This window comes from Lactococcus sp. bn62, assembly GCF_029492705.2.
Lineage (GTDB): Bacteria > Bacillota > Bacilli > Lactobacillales > Streptococcaceae > Lactococcus > Lactococcus petauri.
In genome coordinates this window covers 58,289-80,564 of record NZ_CP120417.1, presented here as the reverse complement: position 1 = coordinate 80,564, position 22,276 = coordinate 58,289, and the positions used below count along the sequence as shown (strand labels likewise).

General features: G+C 39.0%; 20 protein-coding genes. 8 read left to right on the top strand and 12 right to left on the bottom strand.

Translation table 11 applies throughout. From position 1 onward, the window contains the following. Window positions 1-75: 75 nt before the first annotated feature. The 9 genes from P3G65_RS00430 to P3G65_RS00390 all read right to left on the bottom strand — a co-directional run bounded on the left by P3G65_RS00430 (window position 76) and on the right by P3G65_RS00390 (window position 10,302). Window positions 76-1,104 carry a 3-deoxy-7-phosphoheptulonate synthase gene (locus P3G65_RS00430; protein WP_019291925.1) on the bottom strand — a complete coding sequence of 343 codons (1,029 nt, stop codon included), beginning with the start codon at window positions 1,102-1,104 and terminating at the stop codon, window positions 76-78. Between the two features lie 99 nt (window positions 1,105-1,203). Continuing rightward, window positions 1,204-3,777: a preprotein translocase subunit SecA gene (gene secA, locus P3G65_RS00425; RefSeq protein WP_019291926.1), complete on the bottom strand. Its 2,574-nt coding sequence runs from the start codon at window positions 3,775-3,777 to the stop codon at window positions 1,204-1,206. A 99-nt stretch (window positions 3,778-3,876) separates the two neighbouring features. Further along, window positions 3,877-4,497: a 1-acyl-sn-glycerol-3-phosphate acyltransferase gene (locus tag P3G65_RS00420; protein ID WP_019291927.1), complete on the bottom strand. Its 621-nt coding sequence runs from the start codon at window positions 4,495-4,497 to the stop codon at window positions 3,877-3,879. 121 nt (window positions 4,498-4,618) lie between these two features. Next, window positions 4,619-5,230: an HAD family phosphatase gene (locus P3G65_RS00415; protein WP_019291928.1), complete on the bottom strand. Its 612-nt coding sequence runs from the start codon at window positions 5,228-5,230 to the stop codon at window positions 4,619-4,621. A gap of 17 nt (window positions 5,231-5,247) precedes the next feature. Then, window positions 5,248-5,697 (bottom strand): D-aminoacyl-tRNA deacylase, encoded by a 450-nt coding sequence (gene dtd / locus P3G65_RS00410; protein WP_019291929.1) that lies wholly within the window; start codon window positions 5,695-5,697, stop codon window positions 5,248-5,250. Window positions 5,698-5,751: 54 nt separating this feature from the next. After that, on the bottom strand, window positions 5,752-7,977 hold the full coding sequence (locus tag P3G65_RS00405; RefSeq protein ID WP_284071213.1) for a bifunctional (p)ppGpp synthetase/guanosine-3',5'-bis(diphosphate) 3'-pyrophosphohydrolase: 2,226 nt from the start codon (window positions 7,975-7,977) through the stop codon (window positions 5,752-5,754). Window positions 7,978-8,101: 124 nt separating this feature from the next. Further along, the gene (locus tag P3G65_RS00400; protein ID WP_019291931.1) at window positions 8,102-8,857 is read right to left on the bottom strand and encodes a 16S rRNA (uracil(1498)-N(3))-methyltransferase; all 756 of its coding nucleotides are present in this window, start codon (window positions 8,855-8,857) and stop codon (window positions 8,102-8,104) included. 2 nt (window positions 8,858-8,859) lie between these two features. After that, a complete protein-coding gene (gene prmA, locus P3G65_RS00395; RefSeq protein ID WP_017368679.1) occupies window positions 8,860-9,813 on the bottom strand; it encodes a 50S ribosomal protein L11 methyltransferase in 954 nt (317 codons plus the stop codon). Window positions 9,814-9,837: 24 nt separating this feature from the next. Then, the gene (locus P3G65_RS00390; RefSeq protein ID WP_019291932.1) at window positions 9,838-10,302 is read right to left on the bottom strand and encodes a DUF3013 family protein; all 465 of its coding nucleotides are present in this window, start codon (window positions 10,300-10,302) and stop codon (window positions 9,838-9,840) included. 137 nt (window positions 10,303-10,439) lie between these two features. Here P3G65_RS00390 and P3G65_RS00385 point away from each other — a divergent pair, with 137 nt between their 5' ends. Then, on the top strand, window positions 10,440-10,913 hold the full coding sequence (locus P3G65_RS00385; protein WP_019291933.1) for a GNAT family N-acetyltransferase: 474 nt from the start codon (window positions 10,440-10,442) through the stop codon (window positions 10,911-10,913). 22 nt (window positions 10,914-10,935) lie between these two features. Continuing rightward, entirely contained in the window at window positions 10,936-12,204 is a 1,269-nt protein-coding gene (locus tag P3G65_RS00380; protein ID WP_017368676.1) for a replication-associated recombination protein A, read from the top strand. A gap of 10 nt (window positions 12,205-12,214) precedes the next feature. On the opposite strand, the gene P3G65_RS00375 is transcribed toward P3G65_RS00380, so the two are convergent. Then, the gene (locus P3G65_RS00375; protein ID WP_019291934.1) at window positions 12,215-14,008 is read right to left on the bottom strand and encodes a heavy metal translocating P-type ATPase; all 1,794 of its coding nucleotides are present in this window, start codon (window positions 14,006-14,008) and stop codon (window positions 12,215-12,217) included. Between the two features lie 375 nt (window positions 14,009-14,383). Here P3G65_RS00375 and rpmF point away from each other — a divergent pair, with 375 nt between their 5' ends. Together rpmF and rpmG are read left to right on the top strand one after the other, a co-directional pair. Next, a complete protein-coding gene (gene rpmF / locus P3G65_RS00370; RefSeq protein ID WP_003135292.1) occupies window positions 14,384-14,557 on the top strand; it encodes a 50S ribosomal protein L32 in 174 nt (57 codons plus the stop codon). A gap of 30 nt (window positions 14,558-14,587) precedes the next feature. Beyond that, complete coding sequence (rpmG, locus tag P3G65_RS00365; RefSeq protein ID WP_003135293.1) at window positions 14,588-14,737, top strand: 50S ribosomal protein L33; 150 nt, start codon at window positions 14,588-14,590, stop codon at window positions 14,735-14,737. A 140-nt stretch (window positions 14,738-14,877) separates the two neighbouring features. On the opposite strand, the gene P3G65_RS00360 is transcribed toward rpmG, so the two are convergent. Then, window positions 14,878-16,098 (bottom strand): MFS transporter, encoded by a 1,221-nt coding sequence (locus P3G65_RS00360; protein WP_019293224.1) that lies wholly within the window; start codon window positions 16,096-16,098, stop codon window positions 14,878-14,880. 235 nt (window positions 16,099-16,333) lie between these two features. Here P3G65_RS00360 and P3G65_RS00355 point away from each other — a divergent pair, with 235 nt between their 5' ends. From P3G65_RS00355 to P3G65_RS00340, 4 genes are all read left to right on the top strand, one after another. After that, entirely contained in the window at window positions 16,334-17,227 is an 894-nt protein-coding gene (locus tag P3G65_RS00355; protein ID WP_284071212.1) for a choloylglycine hydrolase family protein, read from the top strand. 227 nt (window positions 17,228-17,454) lie between these two features. Further along, window positions 17,455-17,985, top strand: a complete 531-nt coding sequence (locus P3G65_RS00350) for a TetR/AcrR family transcriptional regulator (RefSeq protein ID WP_003133604.1) — start codon at window positions 17,455-17,457, stop codon at window positions 17,983-17,985. Between the two features lie 46 nt (window positions 17,986-18,031). Continuing rightward, window positions 18,032-20,728: a YhgE/Pip domain-containing protein gene (locus P3G65_RS00345; protein WP_153924303.1), complete on the top strand. Its 2,697-nt coding sequence runs from the start codon at window positions 18,032-18,034 to the stop codon at window positions 20,726-20,728. A 101-nt stretch (window positions 20,729-20,829) separates the two neighbouring features. Continuing rightward, the gene (locus P3G65_RS00340; protein ID WP_019292106.1) at window positions 20,830-21,567 is read left to right on the top strand and encodes a MerR family transcriptional regulator; all 738 of its coding nucleotides are present in this window, start codon (window positions 20,830-20,832) and stop codon (window positions 21,565-21,567) included. Between the two features lie 18 nt (window positions 21,568-21,585). On the opposite strand, the gene P3G65_RS00335 is transcribed toward P3G65_RS00340, so the two are convergent. Beyond that, a complete protein-coding gene (locus P3G65_RS00335) occupies window positions 21,586-22,071 on the bottom strand; it encodes a YkgJ family cysteine cluster protein (RefSeq protein WP_019292105.1) in 486 nt (161 codons plus the stop codon). Between the last annotated feature and the right edge of the window lie 205 nt (window positions 22,072-22,276).

Here is a 22,276-nt window from a genome sequence, read left to right as displayed (position 1 = left end):
GTGAAAAGGTTTGCAATCATTTTTTCATTAAATTATCTTCATCATTTCGGCTTTTTTATTTATCCTCTGAAATTATTATATTTCCGCTTGATAAATCTCCTGAATCAAGGCCTCTGTTTTCTCCCAACCAAGACAAGCATCCGTGATTGATTTTCCAAACACTTCCGGTCGGTCTTGACGTCCATCTTCTAAATACGACTCAATCATAAAGCCTCGTACATAACGGCGTATTTTTTCATCCCAATCACGATTGACTAACGTTTGTCGTACAATTCGAATTTGCTCCATATATTTCTTCCCAGAGTTATCATGATTGGTATCCACAATGATAAAGGGATTCTTTAATCCCATTTTTTCGTAATTTGCAATGACTTCCTGCAAATTATCCGTATAGTAATTGGGAAGATTTTTGCCATGCTCGTCCTGCCCCCCACGTAAAATGGCATGTGCCAAAGGGTTCCCTGCAGTTTGAACTTCTGCACGGCCAAAGAGAAAGTCTTGCTCTTGCTGTGCTGCGTAAATGCCATTTAGCATGACTTTGATATTACCAGAAGTTGGATTTTTCATCCCCGTTGGCGCATCAATACCGGAAGCCACGAAGCGATGTTGCTGATCTTCCACTGAGCGGGCGCCAACTGCATAATAAGAAACTAAATCATCTACTAAAGGCAAGTTCTCTGGGTACAACATTTCATCAGCAGTGGTCAGTCCAGTTTGTGTAATAACTTTATAGTGAAGATCACGTACCATACGAATACCATTGATAAGATCAGTTTCACCTGCTGCATCTGGTTGATGAATGATTCCTTTATAACCTTCCCCGTTTGTTCGCGGTTTCGCTGTATAAACACGCATTACCATGAAAATCTTGTCTTTTACTTTTTCTTGGAGTTTAGCCAAACGATGTGCGTACTCCAGAACAGCTGCTTCATTGTCCGAGGAACAAGGACCAATAATTAATAAAAGCCGGGAATCCTCACCTTTGATAATTGCTTCTAATTCTCTGTCTCTTGCTTCTTTTCGCTGATGTTGTTCGCTATCAAGGTGGCCCAGCATTTTGACTGCATCAACATTTATCTCTGGGCTTATTATTTTGAAAGACATCTTTCTCCTTTCAATTTATTGATATCTTTTGTATTTATCAACTTAGAAAAATGAAACACCCTAAGTTAGGGTGTTTCGTCTATTTTATCACTTTTTTATCTAAGCTGTGTGAACGCGACCATGACAGTTCTTATATTTTTTACCTGAACCACATGGACACATGTCATTACGGCCAACTTTACTGAAATCAATACCTTCTGCAGAGGATTGTCCCACATTTGTCAAGTTTTCTTGTGAAGCCGTTACAGTTACACGCGGTGCTTGTTCTTGAACAGCGGTTTGCGGATGAATTTGAGCTTTCATCATCAAACGAGTTACTTCAAACTCAATAGCTCCAATCATGTTATTAAACATTTTGTGTGATTCTTCTTGATATTCAACAATCGGGTTGTTTTGTGCATAACCACGTAATCCTACAGACTGACGCATTTGATCCAAATGATCGATATGCTCAGACCAATTGTTGTCTACTACACGAAGGATAACAGCACGTTGGAAGTCAATCTGACGCTCTTTATCGCCCAAGCGTTCCATTTGTGTTGCATAATGTTCTTTAACTTTTTCAAAAAGAAAATCTTTAATTTCTTGTGGGCTTTTACCACGAAGATCTTCAATGCTAAAGACATCCGCTGAAAGCATTGTATTTTCAACAGTTTCATAAAGATTGAGCAGATTTGCTTCTTCTTGAAGATCCCCTGTTGCTGCATGGCCATCAACTTGGCGATCGATTGTACGCTTAAACATACCATACAGAGCAGGTGTCATATCTTCAGTCGCCACAATCACTTCATGGCGTTGTGCATAAATAACTTCACGTTGTTCACGAATCACATCATCATATTGCAAGACTTGTTTACGTGAATCGTAGTTATTTCCTTCGACACGTTTCTGTGAACCTTCGATTTGTCGTGTGATTAAGCCAGATTTGATGACGGCATCATCACCACTGATACGCATACGATCAAGGAAGGCAGAAACGCGTTCGGAACCAAAACGTTTCATTAAATCATCTTCAAGTGAAAGATAAAATTGAGAGACACCAGCATCCCCTTGACGACCAGAACGTCCACGGAGCTGATTATCGATACGACGACTTTCATGACGTTCAGTACCGATTACCGCAAGACCTTGATATTCTGGATTTGGATGTTCTTTAACACCAGGGCCAAGCTTGATGTCTGTACCACGACCAGCCATATTGGTCGCAATGGTTACCGCTCCTTGTTGACCGGCATTCATAATGATTTGTGCTTCACGGAAGTGGTTTTTCGCATTCAAAACTTCATGCGGGATTTTAGCTTCGACCAATTTTTTCGAAATAATCTCAGAAGTTTCAACAGCCACAGTACCAATCAAAATAGGTTGCCCCTCAGCATGACGTTTCTTCACGTCATCCAAGACAGCATTTAGTTTTGCTTCAAGGGTTGGGTAAAGCAAGTCTGGATGGTCCACACGACGGATTGGGCGGTTCGTTGGAATCGGAATAATTTGAATATTATAGATTTCACGGAACTCTTCTTCTTCCGTTTTCGCTGTACCAGTCATCCCTGACAATTTTTTGTACATACGGAAGTAGTTTTGAATCGTAATTGAAGCCATGGTTTTAGATTCATCTTGAATCGGCACACCTTCTTTGGCTTCAATCGCTTGGTGTAAACCATCAGAATAACGACGCCCAGGCATTGTCCGACCTGTAAACTGGTCAATAATCAAGACTTCTTGTTGGTCATCAACCATGTAATCAATATCATGAAGCATGATATAGTTGGCACGGAGTGCATTGTCCACAAAGTGAGTCAAGGCAACATTTTCCATGTCATAAAGGTTTTCAATATCAAAGAAACGTTCTGCTTTATCTATCCCCTCATCTGTGAGTGAGATAGTTTTAGATTGTAAGTCAATCTTATAATCATCGCCCTCTTCATAATCTTCACGACCAACCAAAGTCTTAGCAAACTGATCTGCACGGTAATAAAGCGCAGAAGAGCCCTCTGCTTGACCTGAAATAATCAATGGTGTGCGCGCCTCATCAATCAAGATGGAGTCAACCTCATCGACAAGAGCATAGTTGAGCGGACGCTGTACCATATCTTCAAAACGAGTGACCATGTTGTCACGCAAGTAGTCGAAACCAAGCTCAGATGATGTCGAATAAGTGATATCACAGTTATATGCTTCACGTTTTTCTTCTGGTGACTTAGAGTTAAGGTTAAGTCCAACAGTCAAACCGAGCCAGTTGTATAATTCACCCATTTCGGTTGCATCACGTGTTGTCAAATACTCGTTGACTGTTACTACGTGTACACCTTTGCCAGAAATCGCATTTAAATAAACTGGCATGGTAGCTGTCAAAGTTTTACCTTCACCAGTACGCATCTCCGGAACGTCACCATTGTGGAGGACAATCCCCCCCATAATTTGCACGTGGAAAGGAAAAAGACCAAGGACACGTTTTGCTGCTTCACGGCAGACAGCAAAAACTTCATACAGCATATCGTCAAGACTCTCACCGGCAGCTGCACGTTCTCTAAATTCTTCTGTTTTGGCCTGCAGTTGCTCATCTGCAAGGGCAGCCATTTCTTCTTCGTATGATTCGACTTTTTGAGCCATTTTATGTAATCTTTTAAGCTCTTTTTTGTCGTTTTCTACTAATTTTTTAATAATATTTGCCATGTATTCTCCGTTTACTATCCAATAAGGGATATTTCCTTAATTTTAGCATTTTTAAAGGTTTTTTCCAATAGTTACCTCAAAAATATAAATACAGCTGTATTATTTAGCAACGTATTTGTAATTTGGATCGATTTCCTTATCGAGTTGAGCAAATGCAGCTTCCAAACGGCGATTCACTTCTTCGATACCTTCAGCATTTGCTTTTTTAATATCTGAAATATCAATAGGTTCCCCAAAATTCAATTGTACTTTTTCACGCTTAAAAATACCCTTCATTGATAAAGGACCCTGATAAACAGCAGGAACAATCCGAACTTTTGCCATTTTAGCGATAATCGTAACACCGCCTTTGAGTTCGTTGGAGTGCCGTGAACCTGTTGGAAACATGATGAGAGATTTATCTGATTTTTTTAGCATCTTTACTGGATACTGAATGACTTCACGTCCAGGATTTTCACGATCGACTGGGAAAGCCCCACATTTTTTAATCCACCACGCAAAGAAAGGATTTTTAAAAAGCTCTTTCTTGGCCATAAAGATAAACTGTTTTGGACGTGTCGCAAAAGCCATGTAAACAGGATCAAGAATCATGCGGTGTGGCGCTACCAAAATATAATTCTCAGACTTGTCTGGAATGCGTTCCGTATGATGGTATGTAGCCTTACCATTAAATATGAAAAGTAAAAAGCGAACTAAACCGCGTAAAAATATATAAAACATAACTGTAGAATACTCCTAAAAATATTTAGCTTTATAAATTTTATACTATTTACTTCAATTTGGCTAGTCAGAAAAGCAAAAAAACTCCTTCTGGAGTTTTTATTTATCAATTGACTTGACGCTAATCAATTTCTAAGTCGAGAATGGTCTGAGGCTTTTGGAGATGAATTGTTTGGAGCCCCACCTTCTGTGCTCCCACTATATTAGCTAAATTATCATCTATAAACAAAGTTTCCGCCGCCTGTAAACCAGAGCATTCTAAAACCTCTTTAAACGCAGCCATATCTGGTTTTCTCAGGTGTAAACTATGTGAATAAAACACCTGTTTAAAGTAAGTCTCCAAAGTTCTTCCCGTTTGTTCTGAGCATCTTTTTTCAAAACATTTTGCATGAATACTGTTAGTGTTTGAAAAGAGAAAAATGTTATATTTTTCAGAAATTCTTTCCAGATAATTCATCCGCTCTGAACTGAAATCTTTCAAAATAAGATTCCAAGCTTCTTCTATCGCCTCATTATCCACATCGACTTTTGCTTCTTCTCGAAGGCGGTCACAAAATCCTTCTGGTGTGATGAGTCCCAACTCCAAAGCTTCGAAAAAATCCGCCTGTTTTTTCAAGGTGAAATAATCTTCGAAATCTGAAATACCTAATTTGTGGAATTGCTGTATCATTCTTTCAAAATCTAGATCAAGAATCACACCGCCGAGATCAAAAATGATATTTTTAACTGTCATCGATTGTCCTCTGCTTTCTATTTTCGTGCACTTTTTGTATCAATAATTATTGTTACTGGCCCATCATTAATTAAACTGATTTCCATATCTGCACCGAATTCTCCTGCTTTAGTCGGAACAATCTGGTTAAGCTTTTCATTAAATTTAAGATACATCGCTTCTGCATATGCTGGATTCCCGGCTTGCGAAAAGCTTGGGCGTGTTCCTTTGCGAATATCCGCATAGAGTGTAAACTGTGAGATAGAAAGTACTTCGCCAGAGATATCTTGTACAGATAAGTTCATCTTGCCATTTTCATCTGAAAAAATACGCATTTTACTGATCTTGCGTACGGCATAATCTAAGTCAAAATCTGTATCTGCATCTTCTACTGCAACGAGAAGTAATAGGCCAGATGTGATTTGATTTCTGATTTTATTTTCAATTTTTACTGAAGCTTCTTTAACTCTTTGGATTACTATTTTCATAATTTCATTTTAACAAAAAAACTATCCAAAAGGACAGTTTTTTGCTATTTTCTGTTAACCATTGGTCCGTTTAACACTATAGACATCTGGTGTCATCTTAATCTTATCAACAATCAAAGTCAAATCAGATAGATTTTTTATTCCAATAGAAAGATGGATATTGGCCATTTTTTTATCCTTTGTTGGATGAGCATTAATTGAGATCAAACTTTTTGTTGTATTAGACAACACTTGAACGATATCATTAAGCAGATTCGGACGATTAAACGCATACACATGGATATTGGCCACGTATTCTTTAGTAAGGTGTTGTGAATCATCCCATTCTACATCAATCAGACGCTTTTCATAATCTTCTTGACTGCGAACATTTTTACAGTCTGCGCGGTGGATGGAAACTCCTCGACCTTTAGTGATATATCCGACAATCTTATCCCCTGGCACAGGGTTACAACATTTACTGATATGCACCAACATGCTATCAACGCCAGAAACACTCACACCACCATCATGGCGAATTTTCATGACATTTTTATTTTTGTTTTCGCGTTTGACTTCACCCTTCATTAGTTGTTCAGATTCAGCTTTCAGCTTTTCTTTCTCAACTTTACGGCGCTCACTTTCTGTCAAACGATTGAATACAGAGGTTGCTGATATTTCACCAAAACCAACTGCAGCAAACAGGGCTTCACTGTCCCGATAACTTAATTTTTCAAGTACTTCGTCCAGATGTTTTTTATCCAAATATTGGTTCGGTGTAAAACCATTCTCTGCAAGTTCCGTTTGCAGCATTTCACGGCCTTTGTGGATAGAGAGTTCCTTATCTTGACTCTTGAAAAATTGCTTAATCTTGTTACGGGCTTTATTGGTCTTAACGAGTTTAATCCAATCACGACTTGGTCCAAATGACGTTTTGGAAGTAATAATTTCTACTTTATCACCTGTTTTCAGAACATAATTCAGCGGTTGCATTCGCTCGTTAATCTTCGCACCTGTTGCATGATCCCCCACTTGCGTATGGATAGCATATGCAAAGTCAATAGGACCGGAGCCAGCTGGCAATTCCTGAACTGCTCCTGTTGGTGTAAACACATAAATTTTGTCACCAAGAATATCTTCCTGAACTGCTTTAACAAATTCCTCTGCGGAGTCACCTGATTGTTCTTGAAGTTCCACCAATTCGTTAATCCAGTTTAGTATTTCCGAAATCTCATGAACGTCAACTTTAGCTTTACGCCCTTGCTTGTAAGCCCAGTGTGCTGCGACCCCGTACTCAGCAATCTGATGCATCTCATGGGTTCTGATTTGGAATTCCATCGGCCCCTTAGGACCGTAAACCGTGGTGTGAACAGACTGGTAACCATTAGCTTTAGGGTTAGCAATATAGTCCTTGAAACGCCCAGGCATCGGCTTCCATAAATCATGGATATACCCTAGTGTCGTGTAAACGTCGCTTGTCGAGTTTGTCAAACAGCGAATGGCAATAAGGTCATAAATTTCATCAAAACGCTTTTTCTTATCGTGCATTTTACGATAAATAGAATAGATATGCTTTGGTCGCCCATAGATTTCAGCGTCAACTTGTGCATCTTTCATACGCTCATTTAGCTTCTCAATCACTTCTTCAACTAAATTTTCACGCGCTGCACGTTTTTCGTTCATTAAGCCACGGATACGATAGAACTCTGTTTCATTAAGATAACGGAAAGAGAGATCTTCAAGTTCCCATTTAATGCTTCCAATACCCAAGCGGTGTGCAAGCGGCGCATAAATCGCCATAGTCTCACTTGAAATACGTTTTTGTTTGTCTGGTCGGAGATTTTTGAGAGTGCGCATATTATGAAGACGGTCGGCAAGTTTGACCAAGATAACTCGAATATCCTTGCTCATGGCCATCAACATCTTACGGTGATTTTCCGCAAGTTGTTCTTCATGCGATTTGTATTCTACCTTACCAAGCTTCGTTACTCCATCAACAATATTCGCAATCTCTTCACCAAAAAGTTCCACCAAGTCTGACTGTATAAAGTTAGTGTCTTCAACAACATCATGCAAAAAGCCTGCCGATACAGTTGCTGCATCAAGCTGTAGTTTAGATAAAATTCCCGCCACTTGGATAGGATGGATAATGTAAGGTTCTCCGCTTGCACGATACTGTTCAGCGTGAGCTATTGATGCACACTGTAAAGCTTTACGCACCAGCAAGATATCTTTTTCATTCATGTATGCGGAGGCAAGTTTAACCACTTGATCTCCGGTAAGATTTGGTTCTGAGGGCATGTTTTATTTCCTGTGAAGTAGCTCCACTTTCCTCCTTGATATATTTTTACTATTCTAACACATTTCTGCCTATAAATTTACGCTTTTAGTCCTTAAAGCGCGAGTTTTTATCTCTTTGTTCGGTTTATTTCAACAAATCAAAGTAAGTTGAAAAGGCCGACAAGGCGTAGAGCGGTGCTGTCTCAGCACGCATAATACGCGGTCCGAGCCCGACAATCTCTGCACCTGCTTGTTCAAATAGCGCAATCTCTTCCGGTGCAATACCACCTTCTGGTCCAAAAAGCAGCAAAACTTTTTGGCCTGGTTTTAAACTCGTCATATTTTGAGCCAACCTCGCTTGCTCCCCTGCTTTAGCAGATTCTTCATAAGCAATTAAAACTTGGTCAAATTGAGAAAATGTAGCAACCAGTTCAGACAGCTTTTCAAAAAAACAGATTTCTGGCAATATTTGACGGCGAGATTGTTCTGCAGCCCCCAATACAATTTTATCTAATTTTTCCTTCTTTTTGGCAAGCTTTTTGCTGTCCCATTTGGCCACAGACCATTTGAAGGGGGCAGCCCAGATTGCACTTGCGCCAAGTTCCGTTGCCTTCTCACTGATAAATTCTAATTTATCGCCTTTAGGGAAACCAAGCGCTACAGTAATGTGAACTGGAAGTTCCGTTTGCACATCCAGTACCTCTAATAAACGTACCGTACATAGCTCGCTAGAAACAACTTCGGCAAGACCCACTTTCCCCTCTTCAAAAACTAGCTGTATCTTCTCCCCCACACTCGTCCTCATGACTGTAAAAATGTGATGAACAGCTGCCTTATCGTCAATAGTAAAGTCTTCACCAATTTCTGGTTGCTTTTTGAACACAAAATATTGATTTGCCATACTTAACCGCCAATTACCCCTTCACGGTTTTCTGTCTTTTTGAAAATCACACAGTTCCATTCGCCTTGAGTCATACGCGTTTCAAGGAAGAAACCAGCATTTTCTGCGGATGCAATAACTTTATCTGCTTTATCAGCGATGATACCACTCATAATCAAATAACCTTCATCTTTGACGAGACGGAAAGCGTCGTCAGTCATAAGTACAAGAATATCCGCCAAAATATTTGCTACGATAACTTCTGCTTGTTGCTCGATACCCTCCAATAAATTATTGGCTGAGATTGAAATTTTATCCGTATTTGGGTTAAGCTCAATGTTTTCACGTGCTACACGCACAGCAACTTCATCAATATCATAGGCATGAATTTCACTTGCGCCAAGATAAGCGCTAGCTACAGAGAGCACACCAGAACCTGTACCTACATCCAAGACCGTTTCGCCACCGCGAATTATTTGTTCTAGAGCATAAAGACTCATTTTTGTTGTTGGGTGCGTTCCTGTACCAAAAGCCATCCCTGGATCAAGGCGAATCAGCTTCTCCGCTGAAGATTGTGGAGTATAATCTGTCCAACTTGGGACAATCGTCAAATCATGAGTAATGCGAGCTGGTTCAAAATACTTTTTCCAAGCATCTGCCCAATCTTGTTCTGCAAGATTATTTGTACGTACTTCAACGTTGGTCACGTCAAAGCTTCCTGCTAAAGCATTTATCTTTTGTTCAATATCTGACTTGAGCTCAGTAATTGGCATATTTTCCGGATAATAAGCAGTCACTTCCACCATTTCTGACTGTTCTACCTGAGGAAGCACTTCTCCGAAAAGGTCCTTGTGATTAAGATAATCTGCACTGTCGTTAATTTCAACCCCTGCTGATCCTGCTTCAACTAAAATATTACTGATTGCTTCTTCTGCTGCACGAATGATGCGTACGGTGATACTGTTCCAATTATTCATATTATTGCTATTCTCTTCCTTATATTAATAACGAGGATACTTGAAAAAAGTTGTCTCCTCAAGATTTTCCAAACCTTTTTCAAATTTTTCTTTATCAAATTCAAGCATAAATTCTTCTTCATCGGAATTTAAGAAATCTATCAAAGCATCTAAACCTTCATCCGCTGTTTCTTGTAAGAACTCAACAAAGTAAGCAATATATTCACGAGATAATCCCTTATCTGAATACGCCACACCTGCTAAATATTCTTCTTCTGAAAACTTCGACTTGTTCGGATTATAAAAAATCACGGCATCTTCATAAAGTACATTTTCTTCTGACTCGACACCATCTGCATCCGAAAGAACAACGCCTTCTGGATTTGCAGCTTCCAAAAGGAAGCTGACTTCGACAGCGAAATTTCTTTTATCCCAATTTATCTCAAAATCATAACTGAAATTCTTGCTCAATTCTTCATCTAAAATATCTAAAAAACCGTACTTTGCCATTTTCTACCTCTTTTTTCTGTTACAAGCAATTTCCTCTCCAATGCTTCGAATTAAAATAGCAATTGGGAGTTTAAACGTCGTAATACTTTTCTGTTATAATTATAACAGAAATAAAAATTATCTCTAGAGAGAAATATATGAAAATCAGACCTATCGAACCCCATGATTTCGCTTATGTGGCTAAAATCGAAAATCAAAACTGGACTTTAAAATCCACACCCTTTGTCATCAACAGCTCTGCTGAAAAAATAATGAAGAAAATATTGAAGGGAACACGTTATCTTCTTGCGGAAGAAGAGGGTGTTATTTTGGGTGTTTTAGATTACGGTCCCCGTAATAAGTCTGAATTTGGTTCACATGTAATTACTTTCGGTGTAATGACTGTAAAAGAAGCAAGAGGAAAAGGTGTTGCGACTCAGCTTATCCAACATCTTATCCACGAAGCACGTACCGAAAAATATGAAAAGATTACCATCAATGCAATGTCAAGCAACCCTACAGCATTAGCTCTCTACGAGCGTCTAGGATTTCAACTTGAAGGGCGACTCAAAAAAGAGTATTTCATTGATGGTCTCTATGTTGACAGCTTAATTTACGCCTATTATCTCTAGGTAGTAAGGAGAACCGCTTTATATGACACATCAAAATTTAGCTCGCCGAATGCGACCGCGTAATATTGACGAGATTATTGGGCAATCTCATCTTGTTGGCCCTAAAAAAATCATTCGCCGGATGGTCGAAACAAAACTTTTGACTTCCATGATTCTTTACGGTCCTCCGGGAATTGGTAAAACTTCCATTGCCTCTGCTATTGCTGGCACGATGAATGCCGCTTTCCGTAGTTTTAATGCGACAACAGACAGCAAGAAAAAACTGCAAGAAATTGCCGCTGAGGCGGAATTTTCTGGACAACTGGTCCTTCTCTTAGATGAGATTCATCGTCTGGATAAACCTAAGCAAGATTTTCTCCTGCCTCTGTTAGAAAATGGTCAAATTATCTTAATTGGCGCTACTACGGAAAACCCTTATTTTAGTGTTGTGCCTGCCATCCGTAGTCGTGTGCAGATTTTTGAGTTAAAGCCTCTAGAAAGTGATGATTTACAGAATGCTGTAAACCTTGCCCTTGAAGATACGGAACGAGGCTTTAACTTCCCTGTTACTCTTGACGATGATGCTCTTTACTTCCTCACGCACTCAACCAACGGTGATTTACGCGCGGTTTACAATGCTTTGGAACTTGCCGTCTTATCTTCCGAAAACCATCATGTAACCCTGGAAGATATGGAAAACTCACTTCAACGTAAAGCACTAAGTTTTGATAAAGATGGCGATGCTCATTATGACCTGCTTAGCGCCTTACAAAAATCAATCCGCGGATCTGATGTAAACGCAAGTTTACACTATGCTGCACGCCTAATTGAAGGTGGAGACCTTCAAAGTCTGGCACGAAGATTGACAGTAATGGCTTATGAAGACATCGGTCTTGCCAATCCAGAAGCCGCTGTTCATACAATGTTAGGTTTACAAGCTGCAGAAAAATTAGGGTTTCCTGAGGCAAGGATACCGCTAGCAAATATCGTTATTGACCTTGCCCTCTCCCCTAAGTCCAATGCCGCTTATATGGCTCTGGATGCGGCAATAGGAGACTTAGGAAAATACGGAAATCTTCCCATTCCTGCGCACTTGCAAGATGGGCACTATGCGGGAGCTAAGGATCTTGGGCGGAGCGAGGGTTATAAGTACCCACATAATTTCCCAGAACATTGGGTGAAGCAGGATTATCTTCCCGATAAACTGCGAAAAGCAGATTACTTCCACCCTGATAAGATGGGCAAATACGAATGGGCCTTAAATGAACGTAAGAAATGGATCGAAAACCAAAAGAAAAATCGTCAAAACTGACGATTTTTTATTACTTATTCTTATATCCCTTCAAGGCTCTTAAAGCATAAAGAATCGAAACAACATCGATAACCTCTTGGAAAAGAGCACCGATAATTGCCGGAATAAGCCCTGTAGCAGCAATTAACATCAAGATAACACAAATGATAATCCCAATCAAAACCGATTGTTTCGCAATGGTTAATGTATCACGACTAATATGAACTGCTTTTGTTACAGAGGACAAATCATTTTTCAAAAGTACAATATCAGCCGCTTCACTAGCAACAGTATTGTTCCCAGTCCCAATAGAAATACCAACATCCGCAAGCGTTAAAGCTGGGGCATCATTGACACCGTCACCAACCATAATCGTTGGATGAATAGTTGAAGCTTGGATTTTGGCAAGCTTTTCTTCTGGTAACATACTACTGTAAACCTCGGTAATCCCTACTTGTGCTGCAATTTTATCGGCAACACGAGCATTATCCCCTGTCAGCATCGTAATGCTCTCAAAACCTGCTTGACGTAAATCTTTAATCACAGCGGGAGCATTGGCACGTAAAGTATCTGAGAAGGTTACTGCACCGATATATTGGCCATCACGTGACACATAAAAAGCTGTTTCAAAATCTAACCCCTCTGGTGCGCCCACAAAACTTGCACGCCCGATTTTAATTAATTGACCATTGATTTGCCCTGTCACACCTAATCCTGCAACCTCACTGAGGCTTTCTAAAGCAAGACTTTGGACATTATGTGACTCTGCATAGCTTGAAACAGCCTTGGCCAAGATGTGAGTGGAAGATTTTTCGATGGTGTAAACAATATTGAGTAACTCTTCTTGCGATATTCCTTCTGCTGGAACAATGGCATCTACTTCGATTTTACCATCGGTAATTGTTCCCGTTTTATCAAAGAAAATTGCCTTGGCTGTTGCAAGTTTCTCAATGATGGTTCCATTTTTAATTAAAAAACCATTTTTTGAGGAACGACTCATTCCTGAGACAAAAGCAATGGGCGCAGCCAAAATCAAAGGACATGGACTTGCGACCACCAATACTTCTGCAATACGGACAGGGTCACCAGAGATAAAGTAAGCAACAGCTGCAATGATGTAGGCCATAATCGTAAATGGCACAGCGTAACGATCTGCTAAACGTACAAAATTTGCCGGCGTTGCTTCTGCTTCACGAACAAGAGCAACGATTTTTTGAAATTGGGATTCACTTGCTGCAACACTTGTGCGGATTTCGATACTGGAGCTGCCATTAATTGCACCTGAAAGAATTTCATCCCCTTGTTGTAACTCATTCGGTTTAGTTTCACCCGTGACAGAGGATTCATCCAGAATAGCTGCTTCTGAAAGGAGAACCCCATCGATAGGCACAACTTCCATAGGCTTAATCAAGAGATGTGCCCCTATCTCAACATCATCTAAGTCCATGTCGACGACTTTACCCTCTTGCATGACATGGGCAATATCTGGTGTTTTCTGCAACAGGGCAGACAATTCACGATTGGCACGTCCCGCTGCGTAATCCTCAAGCGTTTCACCTCCAACCAACATTAAAATAATGATTAATGAGGCCCAATATTCTCCTACCAATAGTGTCGCAATGATCGCAGTAATTGCGAGTAAGTCAACACCATAATTTCCTTTACGCAGTGTTTTAACCATCTCAATAAACATTGACAGTGCTAAAATACCACCTGCAATAGTGATGATAAATCGTGCTATCAAAGGTGCATTAAAAGCAAACTGAGCCAAAAGAGACGCAGCTGCTATGAAAAATACTAAAACAAGTTTTTGCCAGTTTTTCATGTTTTCTCCTTATAAAATAAATTTCCTGAAACTTTGCCCTGTTTGACTCAAAATAGTTTTCATCGAACACTGATTTGCTCGGGATAGAAAAATAATCCTTGTCGCACTTTGATTCCGAAGAACTGAGCTTTTATTTTATAAGTTACAACATTCTTAACTATATATTAGCAAAAAACAGGGAATATTCCCAACCAGACAGCTGTCAAAAGTCTTTGTCATTTTATCTATAGAACTTTTTCACCCAATAGCCACCTTAAAAAAAACGTCAAGTAAAAATACTTTACAAAGCTTGCTTTTTGAAAAAGATTAGTGTATTATAGTAAAGTACGTTTTTGGGCTTATCCAAAACGAAAAAATCTACGGAGGAATCAAACCATGGCAGTACCTGCACGTCACACTTCTAAATCTAAGAAAAACAAACGTCGTACACACTACAAAATGACAGCTCCAACTGTTACTTTTGACGAAACTACTGGTGACTACCGTCACTCACACCGTGTTTCACTTAAAGGCTACTACAAAGGCCGCCAAGTAAAAGACGCTAAATAAAAACAGTAAAAAAGTCAGAAAGGAACAGTTATGCGCGTAAATATTACACTTGAACACAAAGAATCTGGTGAACGTCTTTACCTTACTCAAAAGAACAAACGTAACAACCCAGACCGTTTGGAATTGAAAAAATACTCTCCAAAACTTCGTAAACACGTTATTTTTAAAGAAGTTAAATAATATTAAACCGCTGTGGCGGTTTTTTGTTTCTCGAGAATACTCCTCCTTGAAACTAAAAAGGTACTATTTACCTAGCTTCACAAACAAAAAACTTCCCAACATCATGTGGGAAAGCTTTTCCTATTTTTTATTATTTAAGATTAAAGCGACCAGTAAACACCTGCACGTAAATTCTTCACCGTCATCATAGCCAAGAAACTTAAAATATAGAGCACGGAGATGAAGAGCATAACAGTCATGATAGAGTAATGTGCCAAGATAAAGCCAATAACTATTGAAGAAAAACCTCCAATACAGCGCCCCGTATTCATAATCACATTATTTGCTGTCGCACGTACTTCTGGCGGATATAGACGAGAAACTACGGCCCCATATCCTGTAAACATACCATTTGAAAAGTAACCAACGACGGCACCAACTAAAGTTAGTGATGCGAGTGTTGTTGGAATGGTCAAGACATAAACAGCCAAGGATGATGCGATAAGGAAGAGACCAAAAGCTACTTTCGGACCAAGTTTATCCAAAATTTGCCCAAAAGTCAGCATACCTAAAGACATACCGATAATGGTCGCAATCATCCATGATGATGAACCAGCGACTGTTAAGTTCAGTTTTTTCTGCATAATTGTTGGGAGCCAGTTCATCAGACCAAAGTAACCAGCGATTTGAACGATCGCCATCCACATCAGAACAAGTGTTTGGTGTGTCAATTGGCGTGTTTTAAACAAGTCGGAAATTTTTCCCTTATTTTCAGTTTTTATGGCTTTGAAAGAATCACTTTCCTTCAGGTGCTTTTGAATAAAGACTGTCAAAACTACTGGCACAAGTCCAAACAAGAACAAGAAACGCCAACCATAAGTGGGTAAGATATTCATTGACAAAATTGCTGCACACATCGCGCCAACTTGTCCCGCAACGGCAACAATCGAAGAAGTTCGACCCAGCTTTTTCTTACTGAAATTCTCAGCGAGAATAGTCATTCCGACCCCATATTCACCACCGCCACCAATTCCTGCGATAAAACGTAAGATATAAAGCGAGGTAACACTGTGTGAGAAATAAATCGCGCCCGTTGCGAGACCAAAAATGAGAATCGAAAGGGATAACATTTTTACACGTCCAAATTTATCGGCCAGAATCCCAAAAAGAATTCCGCCCAGCAACATCCCCAAGTTAGTTACTGTAGAAATTGCTCCCGCTTCGGTCGTTGTTAGACCAAATTCGCCAATAATTGACGATAGTGCGAATGAAAGAAACATGATATCCATGTTTTCTAAACCAAATCCAGCAGAAACCAAGGTTCCTACTTTGACTTGATAGGCGCTCACAGCCTTGGGATGTGCCGATGTGTGTGTTCTCATATTTAATTCCTCCAAATGCCAGATCTCTGCCTGACTTTATTTGCTTTTAGACAGTTTATCACTTTAAAAATTGTGATTCAAGGCTCAGCCAACCTTACACGAAACTAAATCATCAAATGTTCGGCTTTTGCTATAATTTATCTTTATTCTAAGAAAACACGAAGAACTATATTTCCTAGCCCGTCAATAAGACATTTATCCGAAGCTAGGAAATTTTTTTTGCTAGAATAGAAATATGTGTACAAGTATAAAAATGCAAGCTGCTGATGAAAGCATCGTCTTCGCAAGAACAATGGATTGGCATAGTTTTATCCCCGAAGCTCTCATTCTACCACAAAATTACCAGTGGAAAAGTGTCTATAATAACAGGAATATCTCCAATGTTTATACTATATTAGGAGTAGGACGAAATATTCCGGATTTGCATGCGGATATCTCAGATGGCGTTAATGATTTTGGACTTTCTGTCCAAAAACTTACTTTTTCTAACCACTCAGAATACGCTGAATATGCTCATGAGGATAAATTACAGCTCGCGCCTTTTGAATTTGTCACTTGGGCTTTAGGAAACTGTCGTTCAGTAGCCGATTTGATAAACCAACTTGAAAGTGTCCAACTCATGAGCGACACCTTTTCGCATTATAAATTTGGCCGGAGTGATTTGCACTTCTCCGCTGTCGATCCAACAGGTCGTATGATTAATATTGAACCGCGCAATGGCAGTTTTGAGATTATCGAAAATACAATCGGTGTGGTCACAAATGCTCCTAAATTTGAACGTGAAATCCTCAAGTTACAAGATTATATGGATCTAACTACTCAACCCTTAGCACCTAACCGTATTTCAACTGGGGATTTCAGTGGGAAGCCTGTTTTTCCAGGAGGGTTTACCCCAACCTCGCGCTTCATCCGTGCCACAATTCTTAAAGAACGTGCAATTCTGCCTGCTGATGAACAACAGAATATCAGTGAAATTTGGCACATTTTAAATGCTGTCACTGTGCCCAAGTCTGATGGACGTTCAGATACTTATACTGTTTATCGCAGTGCGGTAGATTTGAATAGCCGTACTTTATATTTTCAAACTTATGATTCTCTTTCCATCATAAGTTATCCATTTCCTGATTAGTTTAAAACCGCCTCAAGCGGTTTTTTGCTCTTTTTCTTCTATAGTAATAATATTCTTTAAATGAACTCCCTTTCTTAAAAAAAATCAAAATTTTAACGCAAAATTATAGACGCTCCGTCCATTTTGTGCTATAATTGCATATCGTAAACTCAATAAGGGTTGTAATGATAATCTTTGCTAATTATAGACACGTTGTTCTTTTATATTTTAGTAATAGAGGAGGATTTATGGAAAATAGAAAAGAACGTACGAAATCAAAACTTCGCGACGCAATAACACAACTTTTACAGGAAAAATCGTTCGATCATATCACAACAACTGAGCTTGTGAAGGTTGCTAAAATCAGCCGAAGCGGCTTTTATACGCATTACCAAGACAAGTATGATATGATTGACCAATACCAAAAAACCTTGTTTAATACGATCGAGTATGTCTTTGAAAAAAATAATGGCGATCTTCATAAAACCATGTTAGAAACTTATGAGTTCCTTGATAACAACGAGATTTATGCTGCTTTATTTTCAGAAAATGGCAGTAAAGAAATCCATCAGTTCATGCAAGCCCAACTGAAAAATATTTTGGCACGTTCAATCCTGCCACAAAACCCTAAGCGTGAAAAACTGGACAAGTTGGAAAGTATCTACACCACAACTTATTATGCTAATGCCATTTTCGGTTTAACTCAAGCTTGGATTCGGCGTAAACGGAAAGAAACACCAGAACAAATTTCAGAACTGTTGATGGCTCTGATTAGCTGATAACAAAAATTAAAACTGCCTTAGATTTACTAAAAGAGGAGAATATGTGAAACATATAAAAAATACTGGGAAACTATTTATTCTGGATTGGAAGCGTATCTTTAAAAATCCAATAGCAATCTTTTTAGTGATTGCTTTGATGTTTATTCCATCCTTATATGCTTGGTTTAATATTAAAGCCCTTTGGGATCCTTATGCGAATACTTCACAGCTCCCAATAGCGGTTTATAGTGATGACCGAACAGAGAAATTCCAAGACAAATCGATTAATATCGGTGATGAAGTCCTGAAAAATCTTAAAGAAAATAAACAACTCGGTTGGAAGTTCGTTGACTCTAAACAAGAGTTGGATAAGGGTGTCAAATCTGGTAAGTACTACGCAGGTATCTATCTGCCAGCGGATTTCTCTAAAAATTTGCTTAGCTTCACCACAGGGGATATCCAGAAGCCTAAAATCGTTTATTCCATCAATGAAAAAATAAATGCTATTGCCCCAAAAATTACTTCGAAAGGTGCGTCTTCATTACAAAGTCAAATTTCCGAAGAATTTATTAAAACGGCAAGTAGCACATTGCTTAAAACTTTTAATGATATCGGATATGACATTGATAAAAACATGGTCAGCATCCAGAAAATTAAAAACACTATCTTATCTACTAACGATAATTTAGATACAATTGACCAATATACTCAACAAGTCGTTGATTTACATGGCAAAATGCCTGATTTGAAAGCGAAGCTCGCTAAGGCAAATGAGTTTATTGACTATTTGCCTGAGGTTGATGCACTTGGTCAGAAAGTGGTCCAATTGGACGACAGCATGCCAACTGTGAAAAATCAGCTTGCAATTATTATGACCTTGCAAGAAAAAATCCCTGAAATTCAAAATGCTGGTAAACAGATCGCAATGATTGACAATGACTTTGCCTCTGTTGAGCAAACCATGAATGAGGGTATCCAAGAAGCCAAACAAGGCTTGACTATTATTCAACAAGTCCAAACTGCCTTGCCAGACATCCGCAAACTTGGCAACCAAGCCAATGAGCTAGCTTCTACTACTTTGGACGGTGCAACGCAACTTCAAAATGCTTTGCCAAGTATTACAAGTAGTGTAGACATCACTCTTAAATCACTTCAAACCTTTGCTGATTCGACATCTTCATTTATCAAATCAATAAAGGCAGTCATAGGAGATAAAACTCTTACAACTGAGGAAAAGATTGCTGTAATTCAAAACTTCCAAGATAATGTCAAACAACAGCAAAATACTGTTAAATATCTGATTAAATTTCTGGAAGATATGCAAACAAGTACAGGAAACAACAACCTTGACGGAGTGATTACACAACTCAAATCCTTCTCTGAAGAACTCACAAAACTTGATGGGCAGCTAGACACTTTGAAAGCGGCTGTTCAATCTGACATACTTCCAGATATTAATAAAGCTCTAAATGATGTTGAAGAACTCGCTAATAACATTTCTGGACTTGTTAGCCAAATAGATGTTCAAGATATAACCGCAAAAGTGCAAAACGTCCTCACCCAACTTATCGATACCATCAAAAATGCCCAAGGTCTCCTAACAAAAGCCCAAGCTATTGATTTTGAATCCTTGCTCAGCTCAACAAGTAAGACGGTTTCTAATGCGATTACCTTGCTTGAAAAGTATCAAAAAGAAATGCCTGCGATTAAGCAAGAAGTTCACGATGCCAACATTATGCTTAACGGCAATATGAACACTATTGTCAACGCAATTAATAAAGGTGCTTCACTTTATCAAAATGAACTGCCAGTTGTGGAGCAAAAACTTGATAAAGCCGCTGATTTTGTCAAAAATGATTACCCAGGTATTCGTAAAGATTTGACAGAAACTTTAGGTACAGTCAACCAAAAAATGCCTGATCTTGAAAAAGCCTTGAACCAAGCAAATGACCTTATCGTCAATGACTGGCCAGGAATCAAAACAGGAATTCGTAAAGCCGCTGATGCTATTCGTAAAGGTGAGAAAGAAGTTGATTTAGGTGAAATTGTAAAACTACTAAAACTTGATGCAACGAAAGAAAGTGACTTCCTGACACAACCTGTTGAGGTCCAAGAAAATGCAGTCTATCCAATCGCAAATAACGGTTCAGCCAGCACACCGTTCTATACTGCCCTTTGTTTGTGGGTTGGCGCTGTCCTCTTCTCTAGTGTCGCTGTCACCGGCTTCCACTTAGAAGGCAAAGATAAACTGCTTTACTCTAAACGTGAACAATTCTCAGCACGTATGCTTACTTTCATCGTGATGGGACTAGGACAAGCGCTTATCGTTACCCTTGGGAACTATTTTGGCCTTGGTGTAGACGTACGTAATCCTGTTTATAGTGTCTTATTTGCCTTACTGATTGCTATAACCTTTATGATCATGGTTTATGTTCTAGTAGCTTTGTTTGGAAATATCGGGAAAGGGATTGCCATTATTATCTTGGTCCTCTCTATTTCCGGTGGGGGCGGGAACTATCCTATTCAAGTCTCTGGTAAATTCTTCCAAGCGATTAACCCTTACTTGCCGTTTACCCATGCGGTCAACCTCTTACGAGAATCTGCTGGTGGTATTTATTGGCCAAACGCTTGGCTTGCCATCATCATCCTCGTAGCCGTTTCTATTGTCTTTTTAGTCGCTGGGCTTATATTCTTCCCACATCTCGAAAAAACCTCTAAAAAGATCTCAGAAATGACCCAACGGAGCCATCTCTTCCACTAATCAATATAAAAAAACTCATATTTTTATGAGTTTTTTTATATTTCCCTTGACCTTGACCTAAGGTCAAGATATATAATATTAGTATCAATGAAAGGAGCGTTATGCAAAATATTAAAGCTATCACGAAAATAACAGGTCTAACCTCCAAAACTTTGCGCCATTGGGAGTCTGTTGGACTTCTGGCCCCAGCGAGAGATCAAAACGATTACCGTTTATATTCTGAACAAGATATTGCCCAAATTTTTTATATCATGAGCTTAAGAAAGTTGGACTTGCCGCTTGATCAAATCAAAAATATCCTCTCACAAGATCAAGATGAAAAGAAAACTTTAAGCCAACATTTGATGCGCTTAAATGATCAACTCAAGCACCTTGAAAAATTGATTGAACATCTGTCATACAAATTAGAAAAAGGAGATTACCACATGAATGAACAAGAATTTGAACTTCTCAAGAGTACGCAACTGAAAGAAAACGAAGATAAATATGGCGCTGAAATCCGTCTAAAATGGGGCAGTGAGCGCGTCGATAAGTCATATCAAAAATATGCCCAAGCCGATCAAGCCAAAATCAAACATTGGCAAAAATCCCACGAAAAAATGATTCAAATGTTGGAAGAAGCTTATGAAAACAATGATGATAATCTCGCTAAACAAGCTATTACCCTCCATAAAGAAATCCTGGAACTCTTTTGGCCCGAAGAAACTATCGCTCCGGAAGCACATATTGGCTTAGGGCAAATGTATGTTGAGGATCCTCGCTTCCGTAGCAATTACAACCAAAAGCACGCACAACTTCCAGAGTATTTCTTAGAAGCAATAAAAAATTACTACAAATAAAAAAGCCCAAAGGCTTTTTTATTCTATTTTTTTCCGCAGTTTTTCTACAAAAAGATAAGCCGCTGGACAGGTCACTGTGTTTTTCAAGGTCAGATTATTGATTTGATAAATCTTTTTTCGATCTGTATGGGGAAATTCACGGCAGGCCTTAGGACGAACCTCGTAAATACTGCAAAGATTATCACTTCCAAGAAAGGGGCAAGGCATCGTTTGAAAAACCTTGTCACCATCCTCGTCTATGCGTAAATATTGGGCTTCAAAATCGGCCGCCTTCATGCGCAGATACTTCGAAATACGGGTAATGTCAGCTTCTGTAAAAAGCGGACCTAAGCTCTTACAGCAGTTAGCACAAGCCGTACAATCGATTTCAGCAAAAACTTCATCATGTGTTTCTTTTACAATGTAATCTAGGTTTTTGGGTGCTTTCTTTTTTAAGTTGCCCAAAAATTTCTTATGCTCCTTCTTTTTTTGCAGAGCCAAATCTTTATAATGTTCTATATCCATTTCTTCATCATTATATCATAATCAAAAAAAACAAAAAATGCCTGAGTTCACTCAGACATTTTCTGCATTTAGGAGTAGGTTTTATGAAAAATTTTATTGGAATAAAGATATTATAATGGACACGACTTAAGCTAGGCTAAAGCCACACTGAAATAAAACTAAAAGTGCACTTTATCCCAAATTATGCTGTTTCAAAAAGACTTAA